The organism is Burkholderia pyrrocinia, assembly GCF_018417535.1.
Taxonomy (GTDB): domain Bacteria; phylum Pseudomonadota; class Gammaproteobacteria; order Burkholderiales; family Burkholderiaceae; genus Burkholderia; species Burkholderia pyrrocinia_E.
This window is the reverse complement of record NZ_CP070979.1, coordinates 174,450-200,267: the sequence shown is the minus strand read 5'-3', so window position 1 is coordinate 200,267 and position 25,818 is coordinate 174,450. Positions and strand designations below refer to the sequence as shown.

Annotated in this window: 28 protein-coding genes; 16 read left to right on the top strand and 12 right to left on the bottom strand. The window is 66.7% G+C overall.

Annotated elements, in window-relative coordinates; translation table 11 throughout:
* Window positions 1–16: 16 nt before the first annotated feature.
* The 6 genes from JYG32_RS33860 to JYG32_RS33835 form a co-directional block, all read right to left on the bottom strand.
* Window positions 17–952, bottom strand: a complete 936-nt coding sequence (locus JYG32_RS33860; protein WP_213268007.1) for a dihydrodipicolinate synthase family protein — start codon at window positions 950–952, stop codon at window positions 17–19.
* 70 nt (window positions 953–1,022) lie between these two features.
* A complete protein-coding gene (locus JYG32_RS33855) occupies window positions 1,023–1,907 on the bottom strand; it encodes a glycosyltransferase family 2 protein (RefSeq protein ID WP_213268006.1) in 885 nt (294 codons plus the stop codon).
* A 122-nt stretch (window positions 1,908–2,029) separates the two neighbouring features.
* Entirely contained in the window at window positions 2,030–2,734 is a 705-nt protein-coding gene (locus tag JYG32_RS33850; RefSeq protein ID WP_174383135.1) for a GntR family transcriptional regulator, read from the bottom strand.
* A gap of 80 nt (window positions 2,735–2,814) precedes the next feature.
* Window positions 2,815–3,606 (bottom strand): maleate cis-trans isomerase family protein, encoded by a 792-nt coding sequence (locus JYG32_RS33845; RefSeq protein WP_213268005.1) that lies wholly within the window; start codon window positions 3,604–3,606, stop codon window positions 2,815–2,817.
* Window positions 3,603–4,847 (bottom strand): D-amino acid dehydrogenase, encoded by a 1,245-nt coding sequence (locus JYG32_RS33840; protein WP_213268004.1) that lies wholly within the window; start codon window positions 4,845–4,847, stop codon window positions 3,603–3,605. Before JYG32_RS33840 ends, JYG32_RS33845 begins: the two co-directional genes overlap by 4 nt.
* A gap of 12 nt (window positions 4,848–4,859) precedes the next feature.
* Window positions 4,860–5,207 carry a RidA family protein gene (locus JYG32_RS33835; RefSeq protein WP_174378949.1) on the bottom strand — a complete coding sequence of 116 codons (348 nt, stop codon included), beginning with the start codon at window positions 5,205–5,207 and terminating at the stop codon, window positions 4,860–4,862.
* Between the two features lie 307 nt (window positions 5,208–5,514).
* On the opposite strand from JYG32_RS33835, the gene JYG32_RS33830 reads away from it, so the two are divergent.
* The 11 genes from JYG32_RS33830 (at window position 5,515) to JYG32_RS33780 (ending at window position 15,657) form a co-directional block, all read left to right on the top strand.
* Window positions 5,515–6,609 carry an ABC transporter substrate-binding protein gene (locus tag JYG32_RS33830; protein WP_213268003.1) on the top strand — a complete coding sequence of 365 codons (1,095 nt, stop codon included), beginning with the start codon at window positions 5,515–5,517 and terminating at the stop codon, window positions 6,607–6,609.
* 17 nt (window positions 6,610–6,626) lie between these two features.
* Window positions 6,627–7,520 (top strand): branched-chain amino acid ABC transporter permease, encoded by an 894-nt coding sequence (locus JYG32_RS33825; RefSeq protein ID WP_213268002.1) that lies wholly within the window; start codon window positions 6,627–6,629, stop codon window positions 7,518–7,520.
* The gene (locus JYG32_RS33820; RefSeq protein WP_174378952.1) at window positions 7,513–8,400 is read left to right on the top strand and encodes a branched-chain amino acid ABC transporter permease; all 888 of its coding nucleotides are present in this window, start codon (window positions 7,513–7,515) and stop codon (window positions 8,398–8,400) included. The genes JYG32_RS33825 and JYG32_RS33820 overlap by 8 nt, the downstream gene beginning before the upstream one ends.
* Window positions 8,397–9,179, top strand: a complete 783-nt coding sequence (locus JYG32_RS33815; RefSeq protein WP_174378953.1) for an ABC transporter ATP-binding protein — start codon at window positions 8,397–8,399, stop codon at window positions 9,177–9,179. Before JYG32_RS33820 ends, JYG32_RS33815 begins: the two co-directional genes overlap by 4 nt.
* A complete protein-coding gene (locus JYG32_RS33810; RefSeq protein WP_213268001.1) occupies window positions 9,176–9,895 on the top strand; it encodes an ABC transporter ATP-binding protein in 720 nt (239 codons plus the stop codon). Before JYG32_RS33815 ends, JYG32_RS33810 begins: the two co-directional genes overlap by 4 nt.
* Window positions 9,892–11,271: an MFS transporter gene (locus tag JYG32_RS33805; protein ID WP_249744956.1), complete on the top strand. Its 1,380-nt coding sequence runs from the start codon at window positions 9,892–9,894 to the stop codon at window positions 11,269–11,271. Before JYG32_RS33810 ends, JYG32_RS33805 begins: the two co-directional genes overlap by 4 nt.
* Before the next feature lie 41 nt (window positions 11,272–11,312).
* Window positions 11,313–12,209 carry a glucose-1-phosphate thymidylyltransferase RfbA gene (gene rfbA, locus JYG32_RS33800; RefSeq protein ID WP_213268000.1) on the top strand — a complete coding sequence of 299 codons (897 nt, stop codon included), beginning with the start codon at window positions 11,313–11,315 and terminating at the stop codon, window positions 12,207–12,209.
* Window positions 12,206–12,778 carry a dTDP-4-dehydrorhamnose 3,5-epimerase gene (gene rfbC / locus JYG32_RS33795; RefSeq protein ID WP_213267999.1) on the top strand — a complete coding sequence of 191 codons (573 nt, stop codon included), beginning with the start codon at window positions 12,206–12,208 and terminating at the stop codon, window positions 12,776–12,778. Before rfbA ends, rfbC begins: the two co-directional genes overlap by 4 nt.
* Window positions 12,775–13,659, top strand: a complete 885-nt coding sequence (gene rfbD / locus JYG32_RS33790; RefSeq protein ID WP_213267998.1) for a dTDP-4-dehydrorhamnose reductase — start codon at window positions 12,775–12,777, stop codon at window positions 13,657–13,659. The genes rfbC and rfbD overlap by 4 nt, the downstream gene beginning before the upstream one ends.
* On the top strand, window positions 13,656–14,660 hold the full coding sequence (rfbB, locus tag JYG32_RS33785; RefSeq protein WP_213267997.1) for a dTDP-glucose 4,6-dehydratase: 1,005 nt from the start codon (window positions 13,656–13,658) through the stop codon (window positions 14,658–14,660). The genes rfbD and rfbB overlap by 4 nt, the downstream gene beginning before the upstream one ends.
* Window positions 14,661–14,949: 289 nt before the next feature.
* Complete coding sequence (locus JYG32_RS33780; protein WP_249744955.1) at window positions 14,950–15,657, top strand: YitT family protein; 708 nt, start codon at window positions 14,950–14,952, stop codon at window positions 15,655–15,657.
* A gap of 86 nt (window positions 15,658–15,743) precedes the next feature.
* Here JYG32_RS33780 and JYG32_RS33775 read toward each other — a convergent pair whose 3' ends face one another.
* Entirely contained in the window at window positions 15,744–16,271 is a 528-nt protein-coding gene (locus JYG32_RS33775) for a hypothetical protein (RefSeq protein WP_213267996.1), read from the bottom strand.
* 369 nt (window positions 16,272–16,640) lie between these two features.
* On the opposite strand from JYG32_RS33775, the gene JYG32_RS33770 reads away from it, so the two are divergent.
* Window positions 16,641–16,913: a hypothetical protein gene (locus JYG32_RS33770; protein ID WP_174378959.1), complete on the top strand. Its 273-nt coding sequence runs from the start codon at window positions 16,641–16,643 to the stop codon at window positions 16,911–16,913.
* Window positions 16,914–17,390: 477 nt separating this feature from the next.
* Here the strand turns inward: JYG32_RS33770 and JYG32_RS33765 are convergent, their stop codons facing one another.
* Together JYG32_RS33765 and JYG32_RS33760 are read right to left on the bottom strand one after the other, a co-directional pair.
* The gene (locus JYG32_RS33765; protein WP_213267995.1) at window positions 17,391–18,227 is read right to left on the bottom strand and encodes an alpha/beta fold hydrolase; all 837 of its coding nucleotides are present in this window, start codon (window positions 18,225–18,227) and stop codon (window positions 17,391–17,393) included.
* Between the two features lie 160 nt (window positions 18,228–18,387).
* Window positions 18,388–19,221, bottom strand: a complete 834-nt coding sequence (locus JYG32_RS33760) for an oxidoreductase (protein WP_213267994.1) — start codon at window positions 19,219–19,221, stop codon at window positions 18,388–18,390.
* A gap of 94 nt (window positions 19,222–19,315) precedes the next feature.
* Between JYG32_RS33760 and JYG32_RS33755 the strand changes: the two genes are divergently transcribed.
* The gene (locus JYG32_RS33755) at window positions 19,316–20,287 is read left to right on the top strand and encodes an AraC family transcriptional regulator (RefSeq protein WP_213267993.1); all 972 of its coding nucleotides are present in this window, start codon (window positions 19,316–19,318) and stop codon (window positions 20,285–20,287) included.
* A gap of 35 nt (window positions 20,288–20,322) precedes the next feature.
* Here JYG32_RS33755 and JYG32_RS33750 read toward each other — a convergent pair whose 3' ends face one another.
* The 3 genes from JYG32_RS33750 to JYG32_RS33740 all read right to left on the bottom strand — a co-directional run bounded on the left by JYG32_RS33750 (window position 20,323) and on the right by JYG32_RS33740 (window position 22,840).
* The gene (locus JYG32_RS33750) at window positions 20,323–20,988 is read right to left on the bottom strand and encodes an NUDIX hydrolase (protein ID WP_213267992.1); all 666 of its coding nucleotides are present in this window, start codon (window positions 20,986–20,988) and stop codon (window positions 20,323–20,325) included.
* A gap of 284 nt (window positions 20,989–21,272) precedes the next feature.
* The gene (locus JYG32_RS33745; RefSeq protein WP_213267991.1) at window positions 21,273–22,478 is read right to left on the bottom strand and encodes an MFS transporter; all 1,206 of its coding nucleotides are present in this window, start codon (window positions 22,476–22,478) and stop codon (window positions 21,273–21,275) included.
* Window positions 22,475–22,840 (bottom strand): RidA family protein, encoded by a 366-nt coding sequence (locus tag JYG32_RS33740; RefSeq protein ID WP_174379043.1) that lies wholly within the window; start codon window positions 22,838–22,840, stop codon window positions 22,475–22,477. The genes JYG32_RS33745 and JYG32_RS33740 overlap by 4 nt, the downstream gene beginning before the upstream one ends.
* Window positions 22,841–22,973: 133 nt before the next feature.
* Here JYG32_RS33740 and JYG32_RS33735 point away from each other — a divergent pair, with 133 nt between their 5' ends.
* The 3 genes from JYG32_RS33735 to JYG32_RS33725 all read left to right on the top strand — a co-directional run bounded on the left by JYG32_RS33735 (window position 22,974) and on the right by JYG32_RS33725 (window position 25,517).
* Window positions 22,974–23,792, top strand: a complete 819-nt coding sequence (locus JYG32_RS33735) for a TrmB family transcriptional regulator (RefSeq protein WP_213267990.1) — start codon at window positions 22,974–22,976, stop codon at window positions 23,790–23,792.
* A 123-nt stretch (window positions 23,793–23,915) separates the two neighbouring features.
* Complete coding sequence (locus JYG32_RS33730) at window positions 23,916–24,776, top strand: PhzF family phenazine biosynthesis protein (protein ID WP_213267989.1); 861 nt, start codon at window positions 23,916–23,918, stop codon at window positions 24,774–24,776.
* A 63-nt stretch (window positions 24,777–24,839) separates the two neighbouring features.
* Window positions 24,840–25,517, top strand: a complete 678-nt coding sequence (locus tag JYG32_RS33725) for a hypothetical protein (RefSeq protein WP_213267988.1) — start codon at window positions 24,840–24,842, stop codon at window positions 25,515–25,517.
* Window positions 25,518–25,818 lie beyond the last annotated feature (301 nt).

Sequence of the window (25,818 nt, the reverse complement as noted above, 5' to 3'; positions counted from 1 at the left end):
GAAAAATACGCGCGTGTCAGCGCGCCCAGCGCAGCACGAGCGCGTCGAGCCGCCGCGCGATCTCGACGAGGCCCGCGCGCGTCTCCGGGTGCAGCGGCATCAGCGGGCGCCGTGGCGCGTCCGACGCGATCACGCCGCCCTCCTTCATCAGCGCCTTGCAGGCGAGCAATCCGGCCTGCCGGTTTTCGAAGTTGATGAGCGGCAGCCACTTCTCGTAGCGGGCCATCGCCTCGTCGCGCCGGCCCGCTCGATAGGCGGCCAGAATCGGCTGCAGCCCGTCCGGGTAGCCGCCGCCGAGGATGCTGCCCGTTGCGCCCGCGTCGAGATCGGCGAGCAGCGTGATCGCTTCCTCGCCGTCCCACGGCCCCTCGATCGCGTCGCCACCGAGCGCGATCAGCTCGCGCAGCTTCGCCGCCGACTGCGGCACCTCGATCTTGAAATAGCGCAGGTTCGGAATCGTGCGCGCGAGCCGCGCGAGGAACGCCGCCGATACCTGTGTGCCGCTCATCGGCGCGTCCTGGTACATGATCGGGATGTCGATCGCATCGGAGACCTCCGAGAAGAACGCGCCGATCGCCGCCTCGCCGCAGCGTATCGTCGCGCCGTGATACGGCGGCATGATCATCACCATCGCCGCGCCGGCTGCCTGTGCGGCCCGGCTGCGTGCCGCGCAGATCACCGGATTGAAATGGGTCGTCGTCACGATCACGGGCACCCGGCCCGCGACGTGCTCGAGGATCATCCCGGTGAGCCGCTCGCGCTCGTCGTCGGACAGCGAGAACTGCTCCGAGTAGTTCGCGAGGATGCACATCCCGTCTGCGCCCGCGTCGATGATGAAGTCGACGCAACGCATCTGTCCTTCCAGGTCCAGTTCGCCCGATTCGGTGAAAATGGTCGGCGCGACGGAAAACGCGCCCGTATAGCGGCGAGCTGCCTGCGTGTCATGAATCATCTTGTCGGCCTCACTTCATTTAGGAGTGCAAAAATGATGAAACGCGATTCCGCACGTCGTCGCGAGTCGGTCAGACCCGGCCGTACCGGCCGCGCAGCCCGTCCGTCACGCCGCACAGAATCGCGTGCAGCTTGGTTCGCTTGTCGCGCGCATGCAGCAGGATGAACGCGACGTGCTTCAGCGTGATCAGGTTGATCAGCAGCATGGCCGGATAGCGGCGCCAGTAGTCGCGTGCGACCAGGATGCAGTTGCGGGCTGCGTAGTAATGGCGCAGCGCGCTCTGATCGAAGATCTCGACGCGCGGCCAGTGCTGCCGGGCCGACGGACTGCCGAGTTCGTGCGGCAGCGACACGTCCGCATTCACGCACACCGGCACGCCGTTCGCCTGCGCGCGCATGCAGTACTCGGCGTCGACATGATCGATGAAGAAATCCTCGCGAAACCGGCCGAGCGCGCGATACGCGCCGAGCGAGATCGCGGTGCCGGACGAGATGATCACCGAGCACGGCAGCAAGCCGCGCGCGCCGTCGCCGATCGGCGTGATCCGCGCAGACCAGCGGCGCACGGTGAAGAGCGGCAGGTTGCGCCGGAAGTTGCGGTTGAAGATGCGCGGCCCGACCAGGAAGCGCGTATCCCCGACCGTCGCGCATCCCGTGAGCATCCGCTCGAAGTAATCGGCGGGCACGGTCGAATCCTGGTCGAAGATGAAGAACACGTCGCAGCCGCGGCGAATGAGAAACTCCATACCGGCGTTGAACGCGCCTGCGATCCCGCCGCGGTTGTGGTTCGCGACCACGTCGACGCCGTGCGCGGCGAGCCGCGCGTGCAGCTCGCGATCGACGACGGGCGAGTTATCGACCGCGACGACGGCCGGACTGTGCGCGGGCAGGCCCAGCAGATGTTCGATCTGCGCCGCGGACGGCTTGTACAGCGTGACCAGCGTGCCATGTTTCATGACGGCACCTCGTAACGAAAGCGTGGCGATGTGCCGCACCGGCAGGCGGGCGGCCCGTCCTCCTTTGCCTTGCGTCTCGTCGGCGCGGTCTCGCCGGGCGCGCGTGCGCCGCGGACCGCCCGTTATTTCGCGTACAGCTTGACGACGCTCGCCGCCACGACGCGCGTGATTTCCTCCATCCGCCAGCGGATGTGCGTGTCGGTCAACGCGACGCATCGTTCGGTGTCCCGCGCGGCGAGCGCGTCGAGGATCTCCAGATGCTCGGTGAAGGCCGCGTCGCGCCGCTGGTCGACGTCGACCCATCGCACGTAGTGAATCCGCGCGTTGATTCCCTGCAGTACGCGCCCGATCTCCGCATTGCCCGACAGCGCGGCAAGCTCCAGGTGAAACAGTTCGTCCTTCAGGACGAGCTCCGACGACGGCATCCGCGGCGCGCTCTTCATCACCTGCCGCCAGAAGCGGCGCAGTGTCTTGATATCGTTGTCGGACGCCCGCTCGCACGCGAGCATCACCGCGGTCGACTCGATCGAACGCCTCAGCTCAAAGAGATCGAACACGTCTTTCCCTTCCAGTTGGCGGATGAAGAATCCGCGATTCGGCACGAAGACCAGCAGGTTCTCTGCGACGAGACGGTTCAGCGCCTCCCGGATCGGCGTGCGGCTGACGTCGAACCGTTCCGCCAGTTCAAGCTCGTTGACCCGCTCGCCCGGCCGGATCGTATACAGCACGGCCATCTGCTTCAGTTGCTCGTAAATCTCGTTGACCGTGAGGCCCGCGCGCCTGGGCGCCAGCGCGTCGCGGCCGCCAAGCACGGAATTCGCTACCATCTCGCCTCCTCCTTCGTCTGTCGGCGACCGTCATTATCGGCCATGGACCGGCCTGCGGACGCCTCTCGTGCGGCTATCGGTCATCGCATCAGCAGGCGCCCGAAGCCCGGCACCGGATCGTCGACGCCGGCGAGCCGCAGCGCATGCCACGCGAGCGCGTGATTGCTCGACAACACCGGCTTGCCGGCGCGCGCCTCGATCTCCGTGAGCGCGTCGACGAGCCGAAGGCTCGTGCACGACACGAACACCGCGTCCACCGCCGGATCGGCGGCCAGCGCGAGCACCGCGCGCTCGATCGATGCGCGGTCGATCCGCGCCACCTCGTTGTCGTCGCGGTGCTCGAACGAGCCCGCGCGCACGACGTCGACGCCGCGCGCGCGCAGGTAGGCCGCCATCGCTTCGTTGATCGAGCGCTGGTACGGCGTGAGAAGCGCGACGCCGCGCGCGCCCAGCGCGCCGAGCGCGACCCGCGCCGCGGTGATCGGCGTCGTGCACGCGACGCCCGGCCGCGCCTCGCGGATCCGCTCGAACACGCGCTCCTCGCCGAGCACCATCGACGCGGACGTGCAGCCGAACGCAACCACGTCGAGCCGCTCGCCGGGGCGGATCAGCTCGACGGCCGCCGCGATCCCGCCGTCCATCTGCGCGAGCGTCTCCGCGGTGATGTCGGCGGAGTTCGCGATCCGGCTCTCGTAGAACGCGACGCCGTCGAGCGCGAGCACGCGCCGCCATTCGTATTCGATCGTATGGTCGGTCGCGAGCACGACGAGCCCGATCGCCGCGCGGCGCGCGATGCCCGCATCGAGCGAAAAGCCGAAGCGCGCGTACGAACCGGCACCGTGCTGCACGGGGGTCGAAAGAAGTTCGCTCACTGGAGTGTCATCCCGGTAATGTCGATGTCGGGGTGCCGGCCGTGGATCAGGTCGGCGACGATCTTCGCGGTACCGCACGACATCGTCCAGCCCATGTGGCCGTGCCCGGTATTGAGAAACAGGTTGCGATGCCGGGTCGCGCCGATGATCGGCGTGCCTTCCGGCGTCATCGGCCGCAACCCGGCCCAGTACGACGGTTTCGTATAGTCGGCGCCGTTCGGAAACAGCGCCTTCGCGGTCGCCAGCATGTGCGCGAAGTCCGCGGGCGTGTGGGTCGTGTCGTAGCCGCCGAATTCGGCCGTCGCGGTCAGGCGCAGCCGCTCGCCGAACCGTGCCCACGCGACGAGTTGGTTTTCCTCGACGCCGCCGAGCGTCGGCGGCTCGTGGCGCGTGTCGATCGGCAGCGTGACCGAGTAGCCTTTCACCGGATAGATCGGCAACCGGTAGCCGAGCCGGCGCGCGACGAACGGCGAGTACGCGCCGAGCGCGAGCACGTAGCGGTCGCCGCTCACGCGGCCCTGCGACGTCTGCACGTAGTCCACCGCGTCCGCGTCCGCGCGCACGCCGTCGATCGTCGCGCCGAAGCGGAACTCGACGCCGAGCGCGCGGCAGCGCTCGGCGAGCGCGCGGGTAAACAGATGCGCGTCGCCGCTCTCGTCGGACGGGCAGTAGATCGCGCCCGCGATCTCGCCCGCCGCGCCGGCGAGCGCGGGCTCGCGCTCGATCACCGCGCGCGGATCAAGCGTCTCGAGCGGCAAGCCGTTGTCGGACAGGATCCGCATGTTCGCGATGCCGCGCTCGAACGACGCGGAATCCCGGTACAGGTACAGCAGCCCGCCGCTGATCCGGTCGTACGCGAGCCCCTCGTCGCGGGTCGCGAACTGAAGCTGCTGCTGCGCGTAGCGGCACAGCCGCACCTTGATCGACGTGTTCCGGCGCGACCGCTCCGCCGTGCAGTTCTGCAGGAACTGCCGGCACCACGCCCACATCCGCCAGTCCGGCGACCACTTGAGGCGCAGCGCCTGCCCGTCCGAGAACAGCGACTTGAGCAGGATCTTCGGCGCGCGCGGCGACGCCCACGTATAGGAATGCCCCGGCGCGATCAGCCCCGCGTTCGCGAAGCTCGTCTCGAGCGCGACGCCGTCGCGCCGGTCGACTACTACCACCTCGTCGCCCGCCTTCGCGAGAAAGTATGCGGTCGTCACACCGACGATGCCGCCTCCGAGCACGACCGTCCTCATCGCTCGCCTCCGCTAGAACGCGGCGATCGCCGCGATTTCAACCGTGTACTCGGGAAACGCGAGCGCCGACTCCACGCATGCGCGCGCCGGCGCGTCGCCCTGCGGCACCCATGCGTCCCAGACCCGGTTCATGTCGGCAAAGCTCCGGTGATCGGCAAGCCAGATGTTCGCGGACACGATCCGGCGCTTGTCGAGCCCCGCGCCGTCGAGCAGCCGGTCGATCTTGTCGAGGATCTCGCGGGTCTGGCCGGCGACGTCGAGTGCGGTGTCGTCGGCAACCTGTCCGGCAATGAACGCGAAGCCGCCAGCGACCACGAGCTGGCTCATCCGTTCGCCTGCGCCATATCGCTTGATCTCCATCGCACCGCCTCCGTTTTCCGTATCGAGTGGGTTGAATTCTAAGCATCCATATTCATAACTGTATACACTTTTTTCAAAAATATTCGATGCCGCGCCAATCTGGCGCATATGCCCGACGCTGGTGTTTACCGTCGCGGAGTTTGTGCATTTAACGCTTTAAAACAAGGCATTTCCTTGCACAAATCGGTGCATTTTACGGACGTCGCAACATCCCTTCAAAAAATGTTTGCCAGCGATTTTTGTTCTGTGATTCTGTCGACACTTCTGTATTTCAAACGCAATTCAACACGCATTCAGGAGAACAAAAATGAAGCTGGGTTGCTGGAGTCTCGGGATCTGCGTCGCGCTCGGCGCGTGGGCGACATTCCCTGCGCGCGCCGACGTCAGCGTCGGCGCCGTGTTGCCGCTGACAGGCGCAAGCGCGTCGATCGGCGAGGACCAGCGGCGCGGGATCGAGCTGGCGGTCGCGAAGATCAACGCGCAAGGCGGCGTGCTCGGGCAGAAGCTGCAGGTGCGAATCGAGGATTCGGGCGGCACGGCGAACACGGCGCTCGACGCCGCGCGCAAGCTGACGACGGTCGAGCGCGTGCCGCTCGTGCTCGGCGAATTCTCTTCGTCGGTGACGATTCCGGTCGGGCAGTTCCTCGTGCGTCAGGGCGACGTGCACATCAACATCGGTTCATCGAGCCAGCAGGTCCGCAAGATCGGCGCGGGCTCGTTCAGCGCAATCGGGCTCGACGACCTGTCCGCACGCTTCGCCGCGCAGGATGTGTACGACCGCAAACTGCGGCGCGTCGCGCTGATCGCGCCGAACAACGGCTATGGCCAGGGCATCGCGGCCGAGTTCAGGAAGCGCTTCGAGGCGCTCGGCGGCACGATCGTCTCGACGGTGCTCTACACCGAGGGCCAGTCGACCTACCGGCGCGAGCTGGAACAGGCATCGCGCGCGCAACCCGACGGCTACGTGTACAGCGCGTACGGACAGGAAGCCGCGACGCTGAACCGGCAGGCGTTCGAGATGCGCCTCAACCAGCGGCCGTGGTACGGGATCTACCTGACGATGTGCACGAGCGACACGCCCGCCCGGATCGCGCAGGGGCAGATCGGCCTGGAGGTCGCGGCGCTCGGCGGAAGTGCCGCCGCGTACGCGGCCGACTATCGCGCCGCCTACCACGAGGCGCCGCGCTCGGCGTTCGGCAGCTACGCGTACGACGCGACGATGCTGTCCGCCGCCGCGATCAATCGTGCCCAATCGGCCGATCCGGCGAAGGTGCGCGCGGCGCTCGCGGCCAGCCAGCCGTATACGGGCGTGACCGGCACGATCGCCTTCGACGCCGACGGCCAGCGTACGGTGCAGCCGTACGAGAAGGTCGCGTACCGGCAATCCGTCGTCGCGCGGTAGCCACCGGGAGCAACGCGATGCTGCAATTCCTGATCGATGTCCTGATGCGCACGTCCGACCTGCTGCTCGTGTCGGTCGGCCTGTCGACGCTGTATTCTCTGATTCGCTTCCCGAACATCGCGCACGTCCAGTACGCGATGATCGGTGCGTTCGCGACCCTCGGGTTCGAGCGCGCCGGCCTGCCGTTCGCGCTCGCGACCGCCGTGTCGTGCATGCTGGTCGGCCTTGCCGCGACGCTGCTCAACCTGTTCGTGTTCACGCGGCTGCTGCGCTCGGGCAGCGCGGTCGCGATGATCGGTTCGCTCGCCGTGTCGCTGCTCGCCGTCGCGCTGATGCTCGGCGCCGCCGGCTCGCGGCCGCTGCAGTATGCGCAGGCGGTGCGTCCGCCGCTGATGGTCGGCGGCGTCGCGATGTCGTCCGCGCAGGCGGGTTCGATCGCGTGCGGCGCCGTCGCGCTCGCCGTGTTCGCACTGCTGCTGTACCGCACCCGCCTCGGCCGCGCGATGCGCGCGCTCGCGTCGAATCGCGCGCTCGCGCTCGCGACGGGCATCGACGCGCAGCGCGTGACCAACGTGATCACGTTCGCAAGCGGCGTGCTCGCGGCGCTCGGCGGCACGATGCTCGGCGCGACCGAAAGCGTGCACGTCAACCTCGGCTACGGGCTGCTGATCCCGGTGTTTTCCGCCGCCATCCTCGGCGGCCTCGGCAATCCGCTCGGCGCGGCGGCCGGCGCGCTCCTGATCGCGTTCGCCGAAACGACCGCGCTCGACGTCGACGTCGGCGGGCTGGTCGGCCGGCCGCTCGTGTTCTTTCCGGTCGAATACGTCGGCGCGGTGTCGTTCGCGATCCTGCTCGTCGCACTCGTGTTCCGGCCATACGGGATCTTCGACAGGGAGGTGCGTCGTGTCTAGTTTCATCGTCCATCTGCTGACCGTCGCGTGCCTGTACGCGACGATGGCGCTCGGCCTGAACCTGCAGGCCGGCTACGCAGGACTTGTCAATTTCGGCTTCGTCGCGTTCGCCGGGCTCGGCGCCTACGCCGCCGGCATCGCGTCGCAGCTCGGCTGGCCGCTGCCGGCCGCGCTCGCGCTCGCGGCCGGCGCGGCGAGCGTGCTGGCCGTCGCGATCGCGCGGCTCGGCCGCCATCTGTCGGCCGATTACTGGGGCATCGCGACGCTCGCGATCGCCGAGATCCTGCGCACGTTCGCGTTGAACGAAGGCTGGCTGACGGGCGGCGCCCAAGGCATCGGCGGCATCGCGCCGCTCTTTCCCGGGCTGCGTGCGCCGCGGGCCGACCTCGCGTTCCTCGCGGTCGCGGCCGGCGGCCTCGCCGTCGCATACGCCGCATGCCGGCTGCTCACCACCGGCCGCTTCGGCCGCGCGCTGAAGGTGATGCGCGAGGAGCCCGCGCTCGCCGTCTGCTTCGGCTACGACCCGGTCGCGCTGAAGACCTGGGCGAGCGTCGCGGGGGCGCTGCCCGCGGCGTTCGCGGGCGCGCTCCTCACCTGGTACATCAGCTACGTCGGCCCGGACACGATGGTGGCATCCGAAACCTTCGCGCTGTGGACCATCGTCATGGTCGGCGGGCTCGGCAGCCACGCGGGCGTGCTGGCCGGCGCGCTCATCGTGCAGGCGATCTACGCGGTCGCACCGTTTCTGAAGGACTGGCTCGGCGTCGGCAGCGACCTTGCGGGCGCGGTGCGCCTCGGCCTCGTCGGCCTGATGCTGCTCGCGTGCGTGCTGTGGCGCCCGCGCGGCCTTGTGCCGGAACGACTGGAGGTTCACCCATGAGCGCCCTGCTCGACCTTGAAGGCGTCACGATACGCTACGGCGACAACACGGTGCTGTCCGGCCTCACGCTGTCCGTCGGCGACGGCGAGATCGTCGGGCTGCTCGGTCCGAACGGTTCGGGCAAGAGTACGGCGCTCAACGCGATCACCGGCTTCGCTCCCGTCGCGGCAGGCGCGATCCGCTTCGCCGGGCGCCGCATCGACACGCTTGCGCCGCACCGGATCGCGCGGCTCGGCATCCGCCGGACGTTCCAGTTGCCGTCGATGCCCGCGCGCATGTCGGTGCTGGAGCTGGCGATGGCCGCGTCGTCGGCCCGTCACGGCCCTGTCGCGGCGTTGCTGCGCAGTCGTGCAACGCGCACGCTGGAAGCCGGAACGCGCGCACGCGCCGCCGCGCTGCTCGAGGAGCTGAAGCTCGCGCACGTCGCACAGCTCAGCGCCGCGGCGATCTCGGGCGGCCAGAAGAAACTGCTCGGCATCGCGTGCGCGATGATGACCGAGCCGAAGCTGCTGCTGCTCGACGAACCGACCGCGGGCGTTCACCCCAATCTGCGCGGCGAGCTGGTCGCCGAACTGCGCCGCATTTGCGGACAGGGCGTCACGCTCGTCGTGATCGAGCACGACATGCACTTCATCCGCGAGCTGTGCGACCGCTGCATCGTGCTCGATCGCGGCGCCGCGATCGCCGACTGCCGTCCCGCCGAACTCGAAAGCAACCGGCGCGTGCTCGATGCCTACCTGGGCCGCGCGCATGCGCGCCGTCCGCTGGGGGTGTCATGATCGACGTCCGCGATCTGATCGCCGGCTACACACCCGACATCGACATCCTCCACGGGGTATCGCTATCCGTCGGGCCGGTCGACATCGTCACGATCCTCGGCCCGAACGGCTGCGGAAAGTCGACGCTCCTCAAGGCCATCGCCGGCTTCGTGCTGCCGCGCGCCGGCGCGGTCACGATGCACGGCCGTGACATCTCGCGCGTGCCGGTACACCGCAAGATCCGCGAGCACGACATCGGCTTCGTTCCGCAGACCGACAACGTGTTCGGCGCGCTGACGGTTCGCGAGAACCTGATGCTCGGCGGCCACGCGATGTCCGCGTTCCCGCGCGAAGCACGGATCGAGGAGCTGTGCGAGCAATACCCGGTGCTGCGGCGCCGCTACCGGTCGCCCGCGGGCGCACTGTCGGGCGGCGAGCGGCAGATCGTGTCGCTCGCACGCGCGCTGATGCCCCGCCCCGTGCTGCTGCTGCTCGACGAGCCGTCGGCCGGCCTGTCGCCGAAGATGGTCGACGAGGTGTTCGACGCGATCGTCAGGATGCGCGACACCGAACACATCGCAGTGCTGATGGTCGAACAGAATGCGCTCGAGGCGCTGCGCATCGCCGATCGCGGCGTGGTGCTGACGATGGGCCGCGTTGCACTGACGGGCACCTCGGCCGAACTGCTCGACAGCGACGAGATGCGGCGCCTGTATCTCGGCGGACGCGCCGCATGAGCACGAACGCCGCCCCCGCTGCCGGCGCGACCGGCGCGACCGCCAAACAACCCGCGCGCGTGATGATCGCGCTTGCCTGCGGCTTCGTGATGGCGATGCTCGACGTGACCATCGTGAATGTCGCGCTGAAGGCGATGCAGGCGAGTCTCGACATGTCGCTGACGGCACTCGTCTGGGTGGTCGATGCCTATACGCTCAGCTTCGCCGCGCTGCTGCTGTTCGGCGGCGCGCTCGCGAACCGTTACGGGCCGCGTACGATTTATGTCGTCGGGCTCGCGCTGTTCGTCGCCGCGTCGGTGCTGTGCGCGGCCGCGCCGACGAGCGGCATGCTCGTCGCCGCGCGGCTGCTGCAGGGCGTCGGTGCCGCGCTCTTCATGCCGAGCTCGCTCAGCCTGCTCACGCTGGCGTTTCCGGCCGGGCCGCTGCGCACGCGGATGATCGGCATCTGGGGCGCACTGGTATCGGCGGCGATGGCGATCGGGCCGTGCGTCGGCGGCGTGCTCGTCGACGCGATCGGCTGGCGCGGGATCTTCTGGGTCAACCTGCCCGTCGGTCTCGCCGGACTATGGCTCACGCGCCGCCACGTCGGGCATTCGCCGCGCCATCCCGGCCCGCTGAACACGTTCGGCCATCTGCTCGGCGTGCTCGCGCTCGCGGCGCTCAGCTATACGCTGATCGAGGGGCCGGGCGCCGGCTGGCGCTCGCCCGCCATCGTCGCCGGCGCAGCCGCGACGCTCGCTGCCGGCGCCGCATTCGTGTGGCGCGAACGCCGTGCCCGCCACCGGATCCTGTCGCCCGCGCTGCTGCGCAACCCGCGCTTCGTCGCGGGTGGCCTGCTCGGGCTCGCGATCAATTTCGGCATCCTCGCGGAAATCTTCCTGCTGAGCCTTTACCTGCAGCAGACGCGCGGCGCGAGCGCGCTGCGCACCGGCTTCGAACTGTTTCCGCTGATGGCGATGTTCGGCATCGGCAATCTCGCGTCCGCCCGCGTGAGCGCACGGCTCGGCCCGCGCGGCACGCTGCTCGCGGGCCTCGCGCTCGCCACGCTCGGCAGCGCCGCGCTGATCGGCATCGAGGCGCTGCCCTACACGGCGCTCGCGATCGCGGTCGGCATCGCGAACTTCGGCGCGGGCCAGGCGATCCCCGCGATGAATCTCGTCGTCATGCAGTCGGCCGGCCCCGCGGACGCGAATCTCGCCGCCGCATCGCTGAACGCGAGCCGGCAGATCGGCTCGCTGGTCGGCGTCGCGATCGCGTCGGTCGTGCTGCACGCGATCGCCGACCCGGACCGCGCGACCGCCGCCGGTTTCGCGGTGATCGCGGCCGTCTATCTGGCCGGCTTCGCGATCGTGTTCCGACGCATCGACCCGGGCTGACGCGCACGCGGCCCGCCCTTCTTCATCACAGCGAGGACATCATGCACACAGCGACTGGCCGTAAGGGACTGATTCTGGCGGGCGGATCCGGCACCCGGCTCCATCCGCTCACGCATTCGGTATCGAAGCAGCTGATGCCGGTGTACGACAAGCCGATGATCTACTACCCGCTTAGCACGATCATGCTGGCCGGCATCCGCGACGTCCTGATCATCTCGACGCCGCGCGATCTCGATGCGTTCCGGCAACTGCTCGGCGACGGCGAACAGTGGGGCATGAATTTCTCGTACGCGGTGCAGCCGAGCCCGGACGGACTCGCGCAGGCGTTCGTGATCGGCGCGTCGTTCATCGGACACGACGCGGCGACGCTCGTGCTCGGCGACAACATCTATCACGGTCCGGCACTGTCGCCGCTGCTGCAGCGCGTCGCCGCGCGCACGACGGGCGCAACGGTGTTCGGCTATTACGTGCGCGACCCGGAGCGCTACGGCGTCGTATCGTTCGACGAGCACGGGCGGGCGATCGATCTCGAAGAGAAGCCTCGCGAACCGAAATCGCACTACGCGGTGACGGGTCTCTACTTCTACGACAACGACGTCGTCTCGCTCGCGAAGGAGGTGCGCCCGTCCGCGCGCGGCGAGCTGGAGATCACGGACCTGAACCGCGCATATCTGGAGAACGGCAAGCTGAACGTCGAGATCCTCGGCCGCGGCTACGCGTGGCTCGACACCGGCACGCACGAGTCGCTGCTCGATGCTGCGAATTTCATCCAGGTAATGCAGGCACGCCAGGGGCTGCAGATCGCCTGCCCCGAGGAGATCGCGTACCGGCTCGGCTGGATCGACTCGCAACGGCTCGAAGCGCTCGCGCACGCCCTGTCGAAAAGCGGTTATGGCCGTTACCTGCTCGACGTCCTGAACAAGGAGGTCGCCGCATGACGTCCGTCATCGAGACGACGCTGCCGGGTGTGCTGCTGATCGAACCGGCGAGCTTCGGCGACGCGCGCGGCTTCTTCGTCGAAAGCTATCGCGAGTCCTGGCTGCGCGACGCGGGCGTCGACGCGGGCTTCGTGCAGGACAACCACTCGCGCTCCCGGCGCGGCGTACTGCGCGGCCTGCACTACCAGTTCCAGCATCCGCAGGGCAAGCTCGTGCGTGTGTCGCGCGGCGCCGTGTACGACGTCGCGGTCGACATCCGGCCCGGTTCGCCGCATCTCGGGCGCTGGTTCGGCACTGTGCTCGACGATGTGTCGCATCGCCAGCTGTGGATTCCGCCGGGCTTCGCGCACGGCTTCTGCGTGCTGTCCGACGAGGCCGACTTCGCGTACAAGTGCACCGCGTACTACGACCCGTCGTCGGACGCGGGCGTGCTCTGGAACGACCCCGACATCGGCATCGAATGGCCCGCGCTCGACGTGCCGTTCGAGCTGTCCGACAAGGATCGCCGACAGCCGCGCCTGCGCGACCGGGCGCAGGCGTCGCCCGGCCTTCACGGAGCCCGGCGATGACGCTCGTCGTGACCGGCGCGCTCGGCCAGGTCGGTCGTGAACTCCTGCTGCGCGCGGGTACGCGCCCGGCGATCGGGCTATCCCGCGCGCAGCTCGACATCGCCGATCCGCGGGCCGTCCGCGATGCGCTCGCCACGCACCGCGCGACGCTCGTGATCAATGCGGCCGCGTGGACGGCCGTCGATCGCGCGGAAACCGAACCCGACGCCGCATGGCGCGCCAATTGCGCCGGCCCGGCGACGCTCGCCGACGCATGCGCCGCGGCCGGCATTCCGTTGCTGCACCTGTCGACCGACTACGTGTTCGACGGCCGCGCGCAAGGCGCGTACGACGAAGCGGCGGGCGTCGCGCCGCTCGGTGTCTACGGACACACCAAATGGGCAGGCGAGGAAGCGGTCCGCCAGCGGCTGCCGGACGCGCACCTGATCCTCCGGATCGCGTGGGTGTTCGGCACGCACGGCGGCAATTTCGTGCGCACGATGCTGCGGGTCGGCCGCGAGCGCGACGAACTCGCGGTCGTCGCCGACCAGTACGGAGGCCCGACGCACGCCGGCGCGGTCGCCGACGCGCTGCTTGCGATCGCGGATCGCCACCGCACGGGTGCCAAGACGCGCTGGGGCACCTACCACCTGTGCGGCACGCCCGTCACGACCTGGCACGGTTTCGCCGAGACGATCTTCGGCCAGGCACGGCGCGCCGGCCTCATCGATCGCATCCCGCTCGTGCGCCCGATCCGCACGGCCGCTTATCCGCTGCCGGCGCCACGGCCGGTGAATTCCGCACTCGACTGCAGCCGCATTCGCGAGCATTTCGGCATCGAGGCGCCGTGCTGGATCCCGGCGCTCGCCGACGTGCTCGATACCTGGAAACGAACCTCATGAGCCATCGACCGAAGCATGTCCTCGTCACCGGCGGTGCCGGGTTTATCGGCGCCAACTTTGTCCATTACCTGCTCGCGACGGATCCGCAGGTCCGGATCATCAATCTCGACCTGCTCACGTATGCCGGCAGCCTCGACCATCTCGCGGGCTCGGAAGGCACCGGCCGCCACCGGTTCGTGCTCGGCGACATCTGCGACCGTCCGCTCGTCGAAAGCCTGCTGCACGACCACGCGATCGACACGATCGTCCACTTTGCCGCCGAGAGCCACGTCGACCGCTCGATCACCGGCCCGGGCGAATTCGTCCGCGCGAACGTCGTCGGCACCTGGACCCTCCTCGACGCGGCGCGCACGGTCTGGATGACGGGGCGGGGCGCCGACGTGCGCGCGCAGCGCCGCTTCCATCACATCGGCACCGACGAGGTGTACGGATCGCTCGCCCCGGACGATCCACCGTTCTCGGAGACCACGCCGTACGCGCCGAATTCGCCGTACTCCGCCAGCAAAGCCGGCTCCGACCATCTCGTGCGCGCGTACTTCCACACGTACGGGCTACCGGTCACGACGACCCACTGCTCGAACAACTACGGCCCGCGCCAGCACGACGAGAAGTTCATCCCGACGGTGATCCGCAGTTGCGTCAACGGCGTACCCATCCCGCTCTACGGCGACGGCGCGAACGTCCGCGACTGGTTATACGTCGACGATCATTGCCGGGCGATCGATGCCGTGATCCGGCGCGGCACGGTCGGCGAGACGTACAACGTCGGAGGATGCAACGAGTGGCGCAACGCCGACATCGTCGACCTGATCTGCTCGCTGCTGGACGTGCGCCGGCCGCAGGGCGCGCCGCACGCGCACCTCAAGCACTTCGTCGCCGATCGCCCCGGTCACGATCGACGCTATGCGATCGACGCAGGCAAGCTCGAGCGCGAATTGCGATGGAAGCCGACGGAAACCTTCGAGACGGGCATCCTGAAGACGCTCGACTGGTACCTGTAGGCATCCCGACGTCCGTCGACATGCCCATCGCGTCCGTCATGCGGATCGGGTGCCGTCGCACGGTATCGGGGGAATCGGCGCCTCCAGGCATGCCTTTGTCGCGATGCACTCCGGCGTGTCGGCGTGCGCATAGGCGCGCGCCGCAGAAGGCGGTCTCGGCCAGCATACGGCGCGGCAAGGTTGCCGCGGGTCCATGACGTCGCTTGAGCTATTTGCCCAAATAATATTGCCTGAGTAAGCTGCCTGACGCGCGCCGCCAGGAGACACCGGCACGTACCAGGAACCCGCGGTGCGATCGACCTGGGAGGATTCGATCCGCCGTCCCGATGTGGCTGCAGACATCATGAAGCACGAATCAAGCGCCGTATCCGGCGCCATTCCGACACGCGACACAAGCGCAACGCCGCACTCCGTGCTCGAAGACATCTACGGGATGATAGTCGGCATGGCCTTTGTGGTTATTGGGCTCGTCCTACTCAAGTCGGCCGGACTTGTCACCGGCGGGATCGCCGGAATTGCGCTGCTCGTCTCGTACGTCTGTCCATTATCGGTGGGTACGATCTTCACGCTGGTCAACCTGCCATTCTTCATCTTCGCGCACTTCGTGATGGGACCACGTTTCGCAATCAAATCGACGATCGCGAGCTGCGGCATCACATTCGCCCTCGCGGCGATGCCCCGGACGCTGAAAATTGCCTTCGTGAACCCGCTGTTCGCGGCATTGGTGGGCGGCACGCTGTGCGGCATGGGCATTCTTGCGCTCGCGCGGCATGGCGCGGGCGTCGGCGGTACCGGTGTCGTCACATTGTGGCTGCAGCGCGTGCGAGGCATAAACGCCGGCATTACGCAAGTGTGTATCGACGCGATGATCCTGCTGACGTCCACGCTGGTCATTCAGGCCGATCGCGTCGGCTGGTCGGCGATCAGCGCCGTCGCCATGAGCGCGATGGTCGTCGCATGGCATCGCCCGGGCCGCTATACCGGTACCGCGCCCTGAGCGCCCGGTCGACATACCGGCACATCGCGTCCAGCCGGCATTGGCAGCCTCATGCTGACGGAAGCAAGGGAAAGCCATTGAACATATCAAACGCAAGTCCCCGGTGCAGTTGATGCGCTCGCCGCGTTTCGCGAGACGCGGCCCGCCTTCGAGGCGCAGATCGCGAGCACGTGGATGGATGTCGATACCGTCGACTTTTCAGCGAATCCTGCGATTGCGCGATCCTGCTCGGCGCAAGCAAGTTCGGCGAGAACACGCACTGCGTGAAGCTGTTCGACGAATAGCTGATCGCAGGTGCGCGAACTGCACGCATTCCTCGAAAGCCGGATGCCGCGGCTGACGTATCCGGGCATGCGCTCCAACGGATTGCCCTGAAACGCGTGGCCGGCGATCCGGCGGCCGTTTACCGTGCAATTCACCCGTAGCTCCGAAGATCGCGCTCGAAGTTCGCGACCGAAAAGACGACGCCGAATGTCGTCGAGGACTCCCCGGTGCACGGCAAGACATGAAGTCCGGCCCGCACCGCTCCACTTGATCGTCGACATTTCCGGCGTCGATCCCGTGCGCCTCGCCTGCCCGCTCACGACACCATCAACCATCGAATCAATATTCATCGCCGATTATTCAAATTCCAACAGCAATCAATAAACAAAAACAGCCTCACCGAAAATTTACGAAAACAGAGTTAATTCTAAAAATTATCGAGCCAGGAATCCGATAAGTTAATTCGATTGGAATCCATCGAATCAAATCAATAGCCTGTGTTCCGCACCGCAACATCGTGATTCCAAATCAACGAGATAACGGAGGTGCCGAGATATTATTTTTAACACCAATTCTCACGAGTTTTTTGCTTGACCAGGCCATCGCGGACTTCTCGACATTCGAGAATCAGCGACCCGGAAAAACAGGCATGTAGTTCCGGGCATGGCCATGCGACACCAAACCGCGTTACTCCACTCATTACTACCCTAGGAAAAAACATGAACAAGATTGCGACCGTGCTTTTCTCAGCCCTGATGTTCGCCTCCTCGTACGCCTCCGCACAGGCACTTTGCAAGGCCGGCAAGATCGACAAGATCGAAACCGACACGACCGGCAACCTGCTGGTGACCATTGGCGATGGCGCCTATTCTTTCAGCGCCAAGGAAGTTTACCCCCTGATTTACTCGGCATATTCCGAAAATAGAAATCTGTTTATCTACGGCAATAATTGCGCGAATGGCTCACCGGCTACCCGATTTGCCATTCGATAAACTTTAAACATCCGGAAACTACCGACATGCGGCGCCGGGGGGCTGGATTTCAATTTTTCAATCCAGCCCCATCGTTTATTGCAGTTCCAAAAACGGTGACGCATGACACGCTCACGCCCGCAACGCGGCGCTTCTTTCGATTGACAAGGTCGGCGGCATTGATGTGGCCGACGCCCGCCGGCTCAGGGAGCTGGAATCGGAGAACGGACTCCACGGGGACTATCGCAATGCGCCCGGCAGTCCGCGGCAAAACGGGGCCGTCGAGCGCTTCAACGGCATGTCAACCTCCGGCCACGGCCCGTCGGGCCTGGCCGGATTCCGACAATATCGACGCGAGACTCACTGCCTGATCGGTCACAAAATTCCGTCTCAGGTCACGTATCCGGGCATCCGCTTCAACGCGGTTAGCACGGGTAGATGCGGCAGGCGACCCGGCAGCCGTTTCCAACGGCGCTGCCGGATCGCCTGCCGACACCGTTACGCCTGCACGAACGCCAGCAGGTCGGCGTTGAGCACGTCCGCATTGACCGTCAGCATGCCGTGCGAATAACCCGGATACGTTTTGAGCGTGCCGTTCTGCAGCAGCTTGATCGACTTCAGCGCGGCATCCGCGATCGGCACGATCTGATCGTCTTCGCCATGCAGCACGAGCGTCGGGACGGTAATCGACTTCAGGTCCTCGGTCTGATCCGTTTCCGAAAACGCCTTGATGCCTTCGTAGTGCGCCTTCGCGCTGCCTTCCATCCCCTGCCGCCACCAGTTCCGGATGACGCCCTGATGCACCGTCGCGCCGGCCCGGTTGAAACCGTAGAACGGGCCGCTCGGCACGTCGAGGAAGAACTGCGCGCGATTGTCGGCGAGCGCTTTCCGGAAGCCGTCGAACACCTCGATCGGCAAGCCTTCGGGGTTCGATTCGGTTTTCAGCATCAGCGGCGGCACCGCGCTGACCAGCACCGCCTTCGCGACGCGACCGGCCGGCTGGCCGTGCTTCGCAACGTAGCGGGCCACTTCGCCGCCGCCGGTCGAATGACCGATATGCACTGCATTGCGCAGGTCGAGCGCTTCGACGACCGCGAACGCGTCCGCTGCGTAGTGATCCATGTCATGGCCGTCGGACACCTGCGCCGACCGGCCGTGGCCGCGCCGGTCGTGCGCAATCACGCGATAGCCCTTCTGAACGAAGAAGAGCATCTGCGCGTCCCAGTCGTCGGAAGACAACGGCCAGCCATGATGGAAGACGATGGGCTGTGCGTCCTTCGGGCCCCAGTCCTTGTAGAAGATCTCGACGTTATCCTTCGTTGTGACGTATGGCATCGCGATTGACTCCTGTGAGGTGGACGAACTCGGCGTACCGGCCGGCAGCCATTATCTGCCTTTATTGTGAAACCGTGATGCCACGGTGCGCCGCGACTGCCGATCATCTACTGACGGGAAATAAACGCCTGGGATGCGAGCGATGCTGGTGCGCCGATCGTCAACCGTCCGTCGACACCGTCACGGCCTCCCACGCACGGATTTCTGCTTCCAGCGCCGACAATTTGGTCCGCACCAGCCGCAGCGCATCGCTGCCGAGCAACAGGTGCGCGGGCGGATGTTCCGCCGCGATGACGGCGAGCATCGCCCGCGCAGCTTTCGCTGGATCCCCCAACTGCTTGCCGCTCTTCTCCTCGCGCGCGTTGCGGATCGGGTCGAAGATCGCGTCGTAGTCCGCGATCGAGCGCGGCGTGCGTGCCATCGAGCGACCGGCCCAGTCGGTGCGGAACGAGCCCGGCGCCACGGCCGTTACGGCAATGCCGAAAGGCTCGAGCTCCTTGCCGAGGGTTTCGGAAACGCCTTCCAGCGCGAATTTGCTGCCGCAGTAGTAAGCAATTCCCGGCATCGTGATGTGACCGCCCATCGACGTGATGTTCAGGATGCGGCCGCGCCGGCGCGCGCGCATGAACGGCACGACGGCCTTCATCATCGCGACCGCGCCAAATACGTTCACGTCGAACTGCCGACGCATCTCCGCAAGCGGCGCTTCTTCCATGATGCCTTCGTGCCCGTAGCCGGCGTTGTTCACCAGCACGTCGACGGGCCCGACGTTCGCCTCGATTTCCGCGACCACGCCGTCGATGCAATCGAAGTCGGTCACGTCGAGCACACGCGCGAAAGCCGCATGCGCGGACAGCGCTTCGAATTCCCGCGCCGCCTGCGCGCTTCTCACGGTACCGATCACCGTGTGGCCCGCCGCGAGCGCCTCCTGTGCGAGCGCGCGGCCGAGGCCGCTGCTGACGCCGGTGATGAGCATGATGTTGCCGGATGCCATTTTCGCTTCTCCCGAATGTCGATTGAAGCGTGCATACTAGTCTGACGAACCACGTCGAATAAGCCAGATTTCGCTGATTTTCTTGCACAAAACTATGAGCGCCGCACCCACCTCCGCCCGATCGCCATCGCTGTCGCCGCGCGACCGGAAGCGCCTCGTTACGCTGCTGCGCGCACTGGCGCCCGACGAAGGCTACAACCTGACGGCGCTGCCGAGCGTGCGCATCCTGCGTTCGAACCGCGCGCTGTCGCGCACGCCGGTGCTGTACGACCCCGGCATCGTGATCGTGTGCCAGGGGTGCAAGCGCGGCTACTTCGGCGGCGAGCGCTATCTGTACGACGAGCACCACTACCTGGCTGTGTCGGTGCCCGTGCCGTTCAGCATGGAAACCGACGCGACCCCCGAGCGCCCGCTGCTCGCGCTGTATCTGCACCTCGATTTCACGATGGCCGCCGAGCTCGCGGCACAGATCGACCGTGCAGGCGTGGCGGAACACGTGCAGGCGCCCAGGAGCATGATGTCGACGCCGATGGATGAAGCGATGCACGCGTCGGTGCTGCGTTTCGTCGAGGCGATGCAGCGGCCGCTCGAAGCCGCGGTGCTCGGCCCGGCGCTGCTTCGCGAGCTGTATTTCCGCGTGCTCACCGGCGCGCAGGGAAGCGCGATGAGAAGCGCGCTGGCGATGCGCGGACAGTTCGGCCGGATCGGCCGATCGCTGCGCGTGATCCATGCCGATTACGCGCAGCCGCTCGACGTGTCGCAACTGGCCGACGAAGCCGGCATGAGCGTGCCGAGCTTTCACAGCCACTTCAAGGCGATCACGCAGGTGTCGCCGATGCAGTACCTGAAGTCGACGCGCCTGCATCAGGCGCGGCTGCTGATGGTGCGCCAGGACCTGACGGCCGAGGCGGCCGGCTACGCGGTGGGTTATACGAGCCCGTCGCAGTTCAGCCGGGAATTCAAGCGTCTGTTCGGCCTGACGCCGGCGAAGGAAACGCAACGCATGCGCGAGAGCTTCGCGATTCCGGACGCATTCGACGATGCGATTTATGTGTCCTCGCATTGAAGTGCGTCAGAGCCTGACCGCAGCGCACGCTTTCGTCACGCAGCGTCGAGAACCAGACTTGCAAGCGACTTCAGGATGAACGCGGTCACCCCCCAGATGTCCTGCGTCTGGTCCGCCCAGTACCACGCGCCCGCGCGTTCGCCGTCGCTGTATTGCCGCGGCAGATCCGGATTCAGCAGCGCGGAGAACGGAAACTCGAAGATCGCCTCGACTTCGGCCGGCGCCGCTTCCCATTCGGCCGTTTCCGGCACGATGCCAATCACGGGAAAGATCGCGTGATGGCGCTTTCTGGTTTTATGAATCGGCAAGCACCCGACCACCCGGATCGCACCGGACTCGAGGCGGATTTCCTCGAACGCTTCGCGCAGTGCAGTCGCGCCGATATTGCTGTCGGACTCGGCCGGACGTCCGCCGGGGAAACTCACGTGCGACGAGTATTCGCTGAGCCCCGACGAACGCTTGGTCAGCAGGATCGTCGGCTCGCGCCGCGCGACGATCGCGACCAGGACAGCCGAGAATTTCCACTGTCCGTCGTTGTCCGCGAGGTATTGCTTCGCCGTGGACCAATCCGTTTCGGCAGGAATCCGGAAGCCTTCCACGCCGCGTACGATCGTTTCCAGGACGGCCTGCGGCGAGTCGGCATTCGCGGATGTGTTGGCAAGCCCGCCGTCGGTATTCGGGGCGCTTCTGTCGGATTCCATGTCTTCCTCCTGCATGCGTCAATCTGCACGCGCTGAGCGACACTGAACCCGACACGTGTTGCATGGGCACGGCGTCGTTGTCGTGCCCCCGGGTGAACCCGTGTTCGCCTGCGATCGCAAATGGCGCGCGCTCACGCGCGACTGTCTGCTCCGGCGTAAAAATATCCGCCGGTGTTGCGGGAATTTGAGTGCCCGGAGCAGATCGCAGTCGACCCATCGGAGAACCCCGATCATGCATGAAAAACGAAATTCCGTTCGACCGCGAGAGCACGCCCCTTTCGCACTCAACCGGCGGACGTCGGCTCGCCTCGCGCATCGGTCGTCGCGGGTACGGTGCCGACCCACCCGGCCGCCATGATTGCCGCAGCCGCGACGAGCATCATCGCGCCCCACCCGACCCGTTCGTTGAGCACCCCCGCCGCCACGGCACCGCCGGCGCCGGCCGCGTAGTAAAGCGTCAGGTACGCGGCACTCAATACGCCGGCCCGAGCCGGCTGAATCGCGACGACACGCGCCTGGTTCGCAACCTGTGCAGCAAAACAACCGGCATCGAACAGGGCCAGCCCGACGCCCAGCCAGCCGGGACGACCGAGCGCAACGCCCAGCAGCAAGGCCGACAGGGCCGCCACAACGAGCCCGCAGCGGATGACGGCACGATCGCCGAATCGATCGGTGAATTTTCCGGCAACGCGCGTCACGCCAAGGCCGAGCACGCCCGCGAGACTGTACGCACCGATCGCCGCGGCACTCATGCCGTAGGGCGGCCCGGCCAGACGCAGCGCGAGCCCGACCCAGACCAGATTGAACGCGAAGAACCACAGCATGCCGGCGCAGGTACGGCGCCTCAGTTGCACGCTGCCGCGCAACAACCGCGGAATGGCGCCGATCGTGGTCGCATGGCCGGGTCGCCGTTCCGGTCGGCCGCCGGGCAACAGCACGCCGCTGCAGATGGCAGCCAGCACAACGCATCCGGCCAGCGCGAGCAATGCGCCGCGCCACCCGCACCATTGCGACAACAGGCCGCCCACGAAGCGACTCAGCAGGATACCGGCGGAAATCCCCGCGGACACGACGCCCATGGCCCCGCCGCGCCGGTGCGGATCCGCATGTTTTCCGGCGACGGCGCTGCATTGCGCCGCGACCGTCGTGGCCGCCCCCACCAGAAAGAAGCCGGCGTCGAGCACGAGCGGCCCGGACGACCACGACGCGCATGCAAGCAACAACGCGAGTGCGCCCATTTGCGCCGGAATGAGCGTGCGCGGACTGAGCCGGTCGACCAGCGGAACCAGCAACGCCAGGCCGACCAGATAACCGAGCATCGTCACAGAGGCGAGGGCCGCCATTCGCGACGCGGGTACACCGAACCCGCTCGCGATGACGGACAGCGACGGCTGCAACGCATAGCCGTTGGCGATCGCCACGCCCGCCGCCAGTGCAAGCGCCGCAGTCGCGGCGCGCGACAGCGCCACGCGCTCGCCCGCGACGGTCATGCGCCGGTCCTGACCGCAATCGCCTCGACCTCGACCCGAATCTCCGGATCGACGAACGGAAGCGAATGCACGAGCGAAAACGCCGGCCGGATATCACCGTAGATCTCGCCATGCGCGCGTGCCGCGGCTTCCCAATTGTCGAAGTCGGCGACCACCAGGCGGCTCTGGACGACGTCCGACAACGAGAACCCGCTGTCCGCCAGCACTTTTTCGATCGTCGCCAGCGCGTCGCGTGTCTGCGCGTACACGTCTGCTCCTTTGCCGGCCGTCCCCGAAATGTAGATGGTGTTGTCGACGACCACTGCACGCGAGTAACCAACCTTGGGCTCCCACGGGGAGCCGGTGCTGATCCGTTGACGCATCTTGAAGATCCCTCCGATAAGGTTCAGGAATGTCACCTACTACTTGGGTAGTAAGTGAAAGCGATTGTATACTACTCTGGTAGTTAATCAAGGAATCCCATGAAGATCGTCGTGGGTGCCGGAGCGAATACACATGAGCGAGAACACGGAGCTGATCACGTCGTTGATCCGGCTTGGATTTACCCAATACGAGGCGCAGGCATACGCGGCCCTCGTCGGGCAAGCGGCGCTGACGGGTGCGGAAGTCGGCCGGCGCGCCGGCATGCCGCCCTCCAAGATCTATGAAACCTTGACGCGTCTGGAAGCGCGCGGGGCGGTGCTCGTCAACCGGTCCGAACCCGTCCGCTATGCGGCCGTGCCGCACCGGTCGTTGCTCGAAGAATTGCGCACGCGCTTCAATGCCGATCTTGAACTGGCCGCGGGCGCGCTCGATCGGCTGCCGGTGCAGCAGGAGCCGGGGCTGGTCTGGTCGTTGAGCGGGCGGGAAGCGATCGCCAGCGCGTTCGCACGCGTCATCGTCAATGCGAAGACGCAGATATTTGCGGGCGTCTGGGACGAGGAAATCGACGAACTGGGGCCGCTGCTCGAAGCCGCCGCGGCTCGGGGCGTCGATACGCATGTGGCGATATACGGCAATCGCACGCTCAACGGGCCGCGCCATTACGATATGGCCAAATGCGGCGCCAGCGCGCGGCTCAGGCTTTCCGGACGCCGGCTCGCCGTCGCGGTCGCGGACAACACCGAGGCGGTGGCGGCAGAGTTCGGCGATCATTCGCCCGACCAGGCGACGCTGACGACCAATCCCGTCATTGCGCTGCTCGCGGTCGAGTACATCAAGGCGGACGTGAGCGGCCGCGTATTGATCGACGCAATGAGTCCGGCGGAGTACAAGAAAGTCCTGAAGCATCCCGACATGCTGGCGATGCTTGCACCGCTCGACAAGCTGGGCTGACCGACGCGACTCCGCGTGGCGCCGACGCGCTGAACGGAGCGCGCGATAGGCTGCTCGCCGACGCGTACAGTCCGCATCCATGCCACCCAGGTACGGTTATCGCCACACCCGCGCGAGATTCAAATGACCACGTATGCCTTCCGCCTGCTGAATGTATTCGCCGAATCGACGTTTGGCGGCAACCCGCTTTGCGTGTTCGAAGATGCGCGCGGCATGGACGACGCGACCATGCAGGCACTGGCCGTGCAGTTCAACCTGTCCGAAACGACCTTCGTGTTGCCATCGGAGCGCGCGCATGCGCGGGTCCGCATCTTCACGCCGGGCTATGAGATGGCCTTTGCGGGCCATCCCACGCTCGGCACCGCACATGTCGTGCGCGACCTGCTCGAGGCTGGCGACGCTCTCGCACTCGAATTCAAGGCCGGGGTGGTCAACGTCAATGCACGCGACGACGTGTGGACGTTCGTCGCGCCGCACGCGGGCATGCCGAAGACGGCAGCGTGCGAGTTGTCCGATGCCCAAACGGCGGCGCTGCTCGGGCTCACACCGGACGATCTGCTCGCGCCGCCGATCTGGGTCGATACCGGTGCCGACCAACTACTGGTCGCACTCAAGGACACCGCAGCCGTGCGCCGCGCGCAGCCCGACAGCGCGTGTCTCGACATCTGGCCGAAAAGCAGTCTCGGCCGCAAGACCGCCTATGTGTTCGCGTTCGACGCCGACCGCCCGGGGACGGTGGTCTCCCGCTACTTCTTCGTCAAGCACGGCGGCGGCATTTCGGAGGACCCGGGCACCGGGTCGGCCTGTGCGAATCTGGGCGGCTGGCTGCTTGCGGGCAACCATGCCCTGCCTGTCGCCTTTCGGGTCGAACAGGGCGAAGCCGTTGGCCGGCCTTGTCTGCTGCGGCTGTCGGTCAGCGCAAACGGCGAAATCGGCGTCGGGGGCCGCGTGATGGAACTCGGGCGCGGCGTCATCAACGTGTAGAAGCAGCGCACGCCGCCGCGTTTGCTATGCTGCGCGCATCGCCTGTCCGACCCGATCGCCGACATGAACGACCTCGCCCCCGACCTCGCCCGCACGCTGCGCGCATCCTGCGACGCCTGCTTCGGCACGGCCGCTGTCTGGCCGCTGGTCGAGCGTGCCTACAGCGAGCCGCAGCGCTTCTACCACACGCTCGCGCACCTAGCGGAACTGTTTGCACACCTCGCGCCGTACCGCGCGGAACCGCGGTGGCCAATTATCGAGCTCGCCGTATGGGCGCACGACTTCGTCTACGCGACGACGTTGCCGGACTATGCGGACAACGAAGCGCGCAGCGCGCAATGGCTCGTGCAAGTCACGAACGAACGCTGCACCGAATCCTGGTTGCATGCGCACGCATCGCATGTGTCCGTTGCACACGATCTCGTGCTCGCGACAAAGTCGCACCGGCTGCCCGATACGTTCGCGTCCGATCCGGACCTGCAGCGCGCCGGGTGGATTTTTCTCGACGCCGATCTCGCGATCCTTGCCGCCGCGCCCGACCGGCTGCGCGAATACGACCGCGCGATCGCGCGGGAGTGGGCGCAGGATCCGGACGCGCCGTCGACGGCCTTCCGTGCCGGCCGAAAGCAGGCACTCGAACATCTGCGCGCGCAGCATCCGCTGTTCCGGTCCGATGCGTTCGCCCACCTGACGCCCGCCGCGTATCGCAACCTCGATGCACTGACTCTCCAATACGCGTGATACGCACGGACGCCGCCGTAACGGGCGCCCGACCTGGCGACATCGATCCGTCCCGGCCACCCGGCCGCCGAAATACGCCGCTACTTCAGCGATAGAAGACCGGCCGTTCGCCCGCCGATTCCGCGTCCGGCACGCTGCCCGGTCGCGCCCCTGCCCCGGCCGTCCCGCAGCCCCGCCGCCGCCTGCCCATGCCAGATCCGCCCACAAATCCCTCCTTCAAATCGTGACCAAAGCAACATAACAAGATTGCATTCTCACATTTAATGTGATTTTATTATCATCTGTTGCAGGCCGCCGCCGA

What these genes read in the sequence shown, in the direction of transcription:
- JYG32_RS33830 (WP_213268003.1), top strand. Translation starts at nt 5,515, where the DNA reads ATGAAGCTGGGTTGCTGGAGTCTCGGGATCTGCGTCGCGCTCGGCGCG.
- JYG32_RS33765 (WP_213267995.1), bottom strand. Translation starts at nt 18,227, where the DNA reads ATGCCATACGTCACAACGAAGGATAACGTCGAGATCTTCTACAAGGAC.
- rfbB (WP_213267997.1), top strand. Translation starts at nt 13,656, where the DNA reads ATGAGCCATCGACCGAAGCATGTCCTCGTCACCGGCGGTGCCGGGTTT.
- rfbD (WP_213267998.1), top strand. Translation starts at nt 12,775, where the DNA reads ATGACGCTCGTCGTGACCGGCGCGCTCGGCCAGGTCGGTCGTGAACTC.
- rfbC (WP_213267999.1), top strand. Translation starts at nt 12,206, where the DNA reads ATGACGTCCGTCATCGAGACGACGCTGCCGGGTGTGCTGCTGATCGAA.
- JYG32_RS33825 (WP_213268002.1), top strand. Translation starts at nt 6,627, where the DNA reads ATGCTGCAATTCCTGATCGATGTCCTGATGCGCACGTCCGACCTGCTG.
- JYG32_RS33745 (WP_213267991.1), bottom strand. Translation starts at nt 22,478, where the DNA reads ATGACCGTCGCGGGCGAGCGCGTGGCGCTGTCGCGCGCCGCGACTGCG.
- JYG32_RS33855 (WP_213268006.1), bottom strand. Translation starts at nt 1,907, where the DNA reads ATGAAACATGGCACGCTGGTCACGCTGTACAAGCCGTCCGCGGCGCAG.
- JYG32_RS33815 (WP_174378953.1), top strand. Translation starts at nt 8,397, where the DNA reads ATGAGCGCCCTGCTCGACCTTGAAGGCGTCACGATACGCTACGGCGAC.
- JYG32_RS33860 (WP_213268007.1), bottom strand. Translation starts at nt 952, where the DNA reads ATGATTCATGACACGCAGGCAGCTCGCCGCTATACGGGCGCGTTTTCC.
- JYG32_RS33775 (WP_213267996.1), bottom strand. Translation starts at nt 16,271, where the DNA reads ATGAATATTGATTCGATGGTTGATGGTGTCGTGAGCGGGCAGGCGAGG.
- JYG32_RS33840 (WP_213268004.1), bottom strand. Translation starts at nt 4,847, where the DNA reads ATGAGGACGGTCGTGCTCGGAGGCGGCATCGTCGGTGTGACGACCGCA.
- JYG32_RS33730 (WP_213267989.1), top strand. Translation starts at nt 23,916, where the DNA reads ATGACCACGTATGCCTTCCGCCTGCTGAATGTATTCGCCGAATCGACG.
- JYG32_RS33740 (WP_174379043.1), bottom strand. Translation starts at nt 22,840, where the DNA reads ATGCGTCAACGGATCAGCACCGGCTCCCCGTGGGAGCCCAAGGTTGGT.
- JYG32_RS33810 (WP_213268001.1), top strand. Translation starts at nt 9,176, where the DNA reads ATGATCGACGTCCGCGATCTGATCGCCGGCTACACACCCGACATCGAC.
- JYG32_RS33770 (WP_174378959.1), top strand. Translation starts at nt 16,641, where the DNA reads ATGAACAAGATTGCGACCGTGCTTTTCTCAGCCCTGATGTTCGCCTCC.
- JYG32_RS33735 (WP_213267990.1), top strand. Translation starts at nt 22,974, where the DNA reads ATGAGCGAGAACACGGAGCTGATCACGTCGTTGATCCGGCTTGGATTT.
- JYG32_RS33760 (WP_213267994.1), bottom strand. Translation starts at nt 19,221, where the DNA reads ATGGCATCCGGCAACATCATGCTCATCACCGGCGTCAGCAGCGGCCTC.
- JYG32_RS33755 (WP_213267993.1), top strand. Translation starts at nt 19,316, where the DNA reads ATGAGCGCCGCACCCACCTCCGCCCGATCGCCATCGCTGTCGCCGCGC.
- JYG32_RS33805 (WP_249744956.1), top strand. Translation starts at nt 9,892, where the DNA reads ATGAGCACGAACGCCGCCCCCGCTGCCGGCGCGACCGGCGCGACCGCC.
- rfbA (WP_213268000.1), top strand. Translation starts at nt 11,313, where the DNA reads ATGCACACAGCGACTGGCCGTAAGGGACTGATTCTGGCGGGCGGATCC.
- JYG32_RS33835 (WP_174378949.1), bottom strand. Translation starts at nt 5,207, where the DNA reads ATGGAGATCAAGCGATATGGCGCAGGCGAACGGATGAGCCAGCTCGTG.
- JYG32_RS33750 (WP_213267992.1), bottom strand. Translation starts at nt 20,988, where the DNA reads ATGGAATCCGACAGAAGCGCCCCGAATACCGACGGCGGGCTTGCCAAC.
- JYG32_RS33725 (WP_213267988.1), top strand. Translation starts at nt 24,840, where the DNA reads ATGAACGACCTCGCCCCCGACCTCGCCCGCACGCTGCGCGCATCCTGC.
- JYG32_RS33850 (WP_174383135.1), bottom strand. Translation starts at nt 2,734, where the DNA reads ATGGTAGCGAATTCCGTGCTTGGCGGCCGCGACGCGCTGGCGCCCAGG.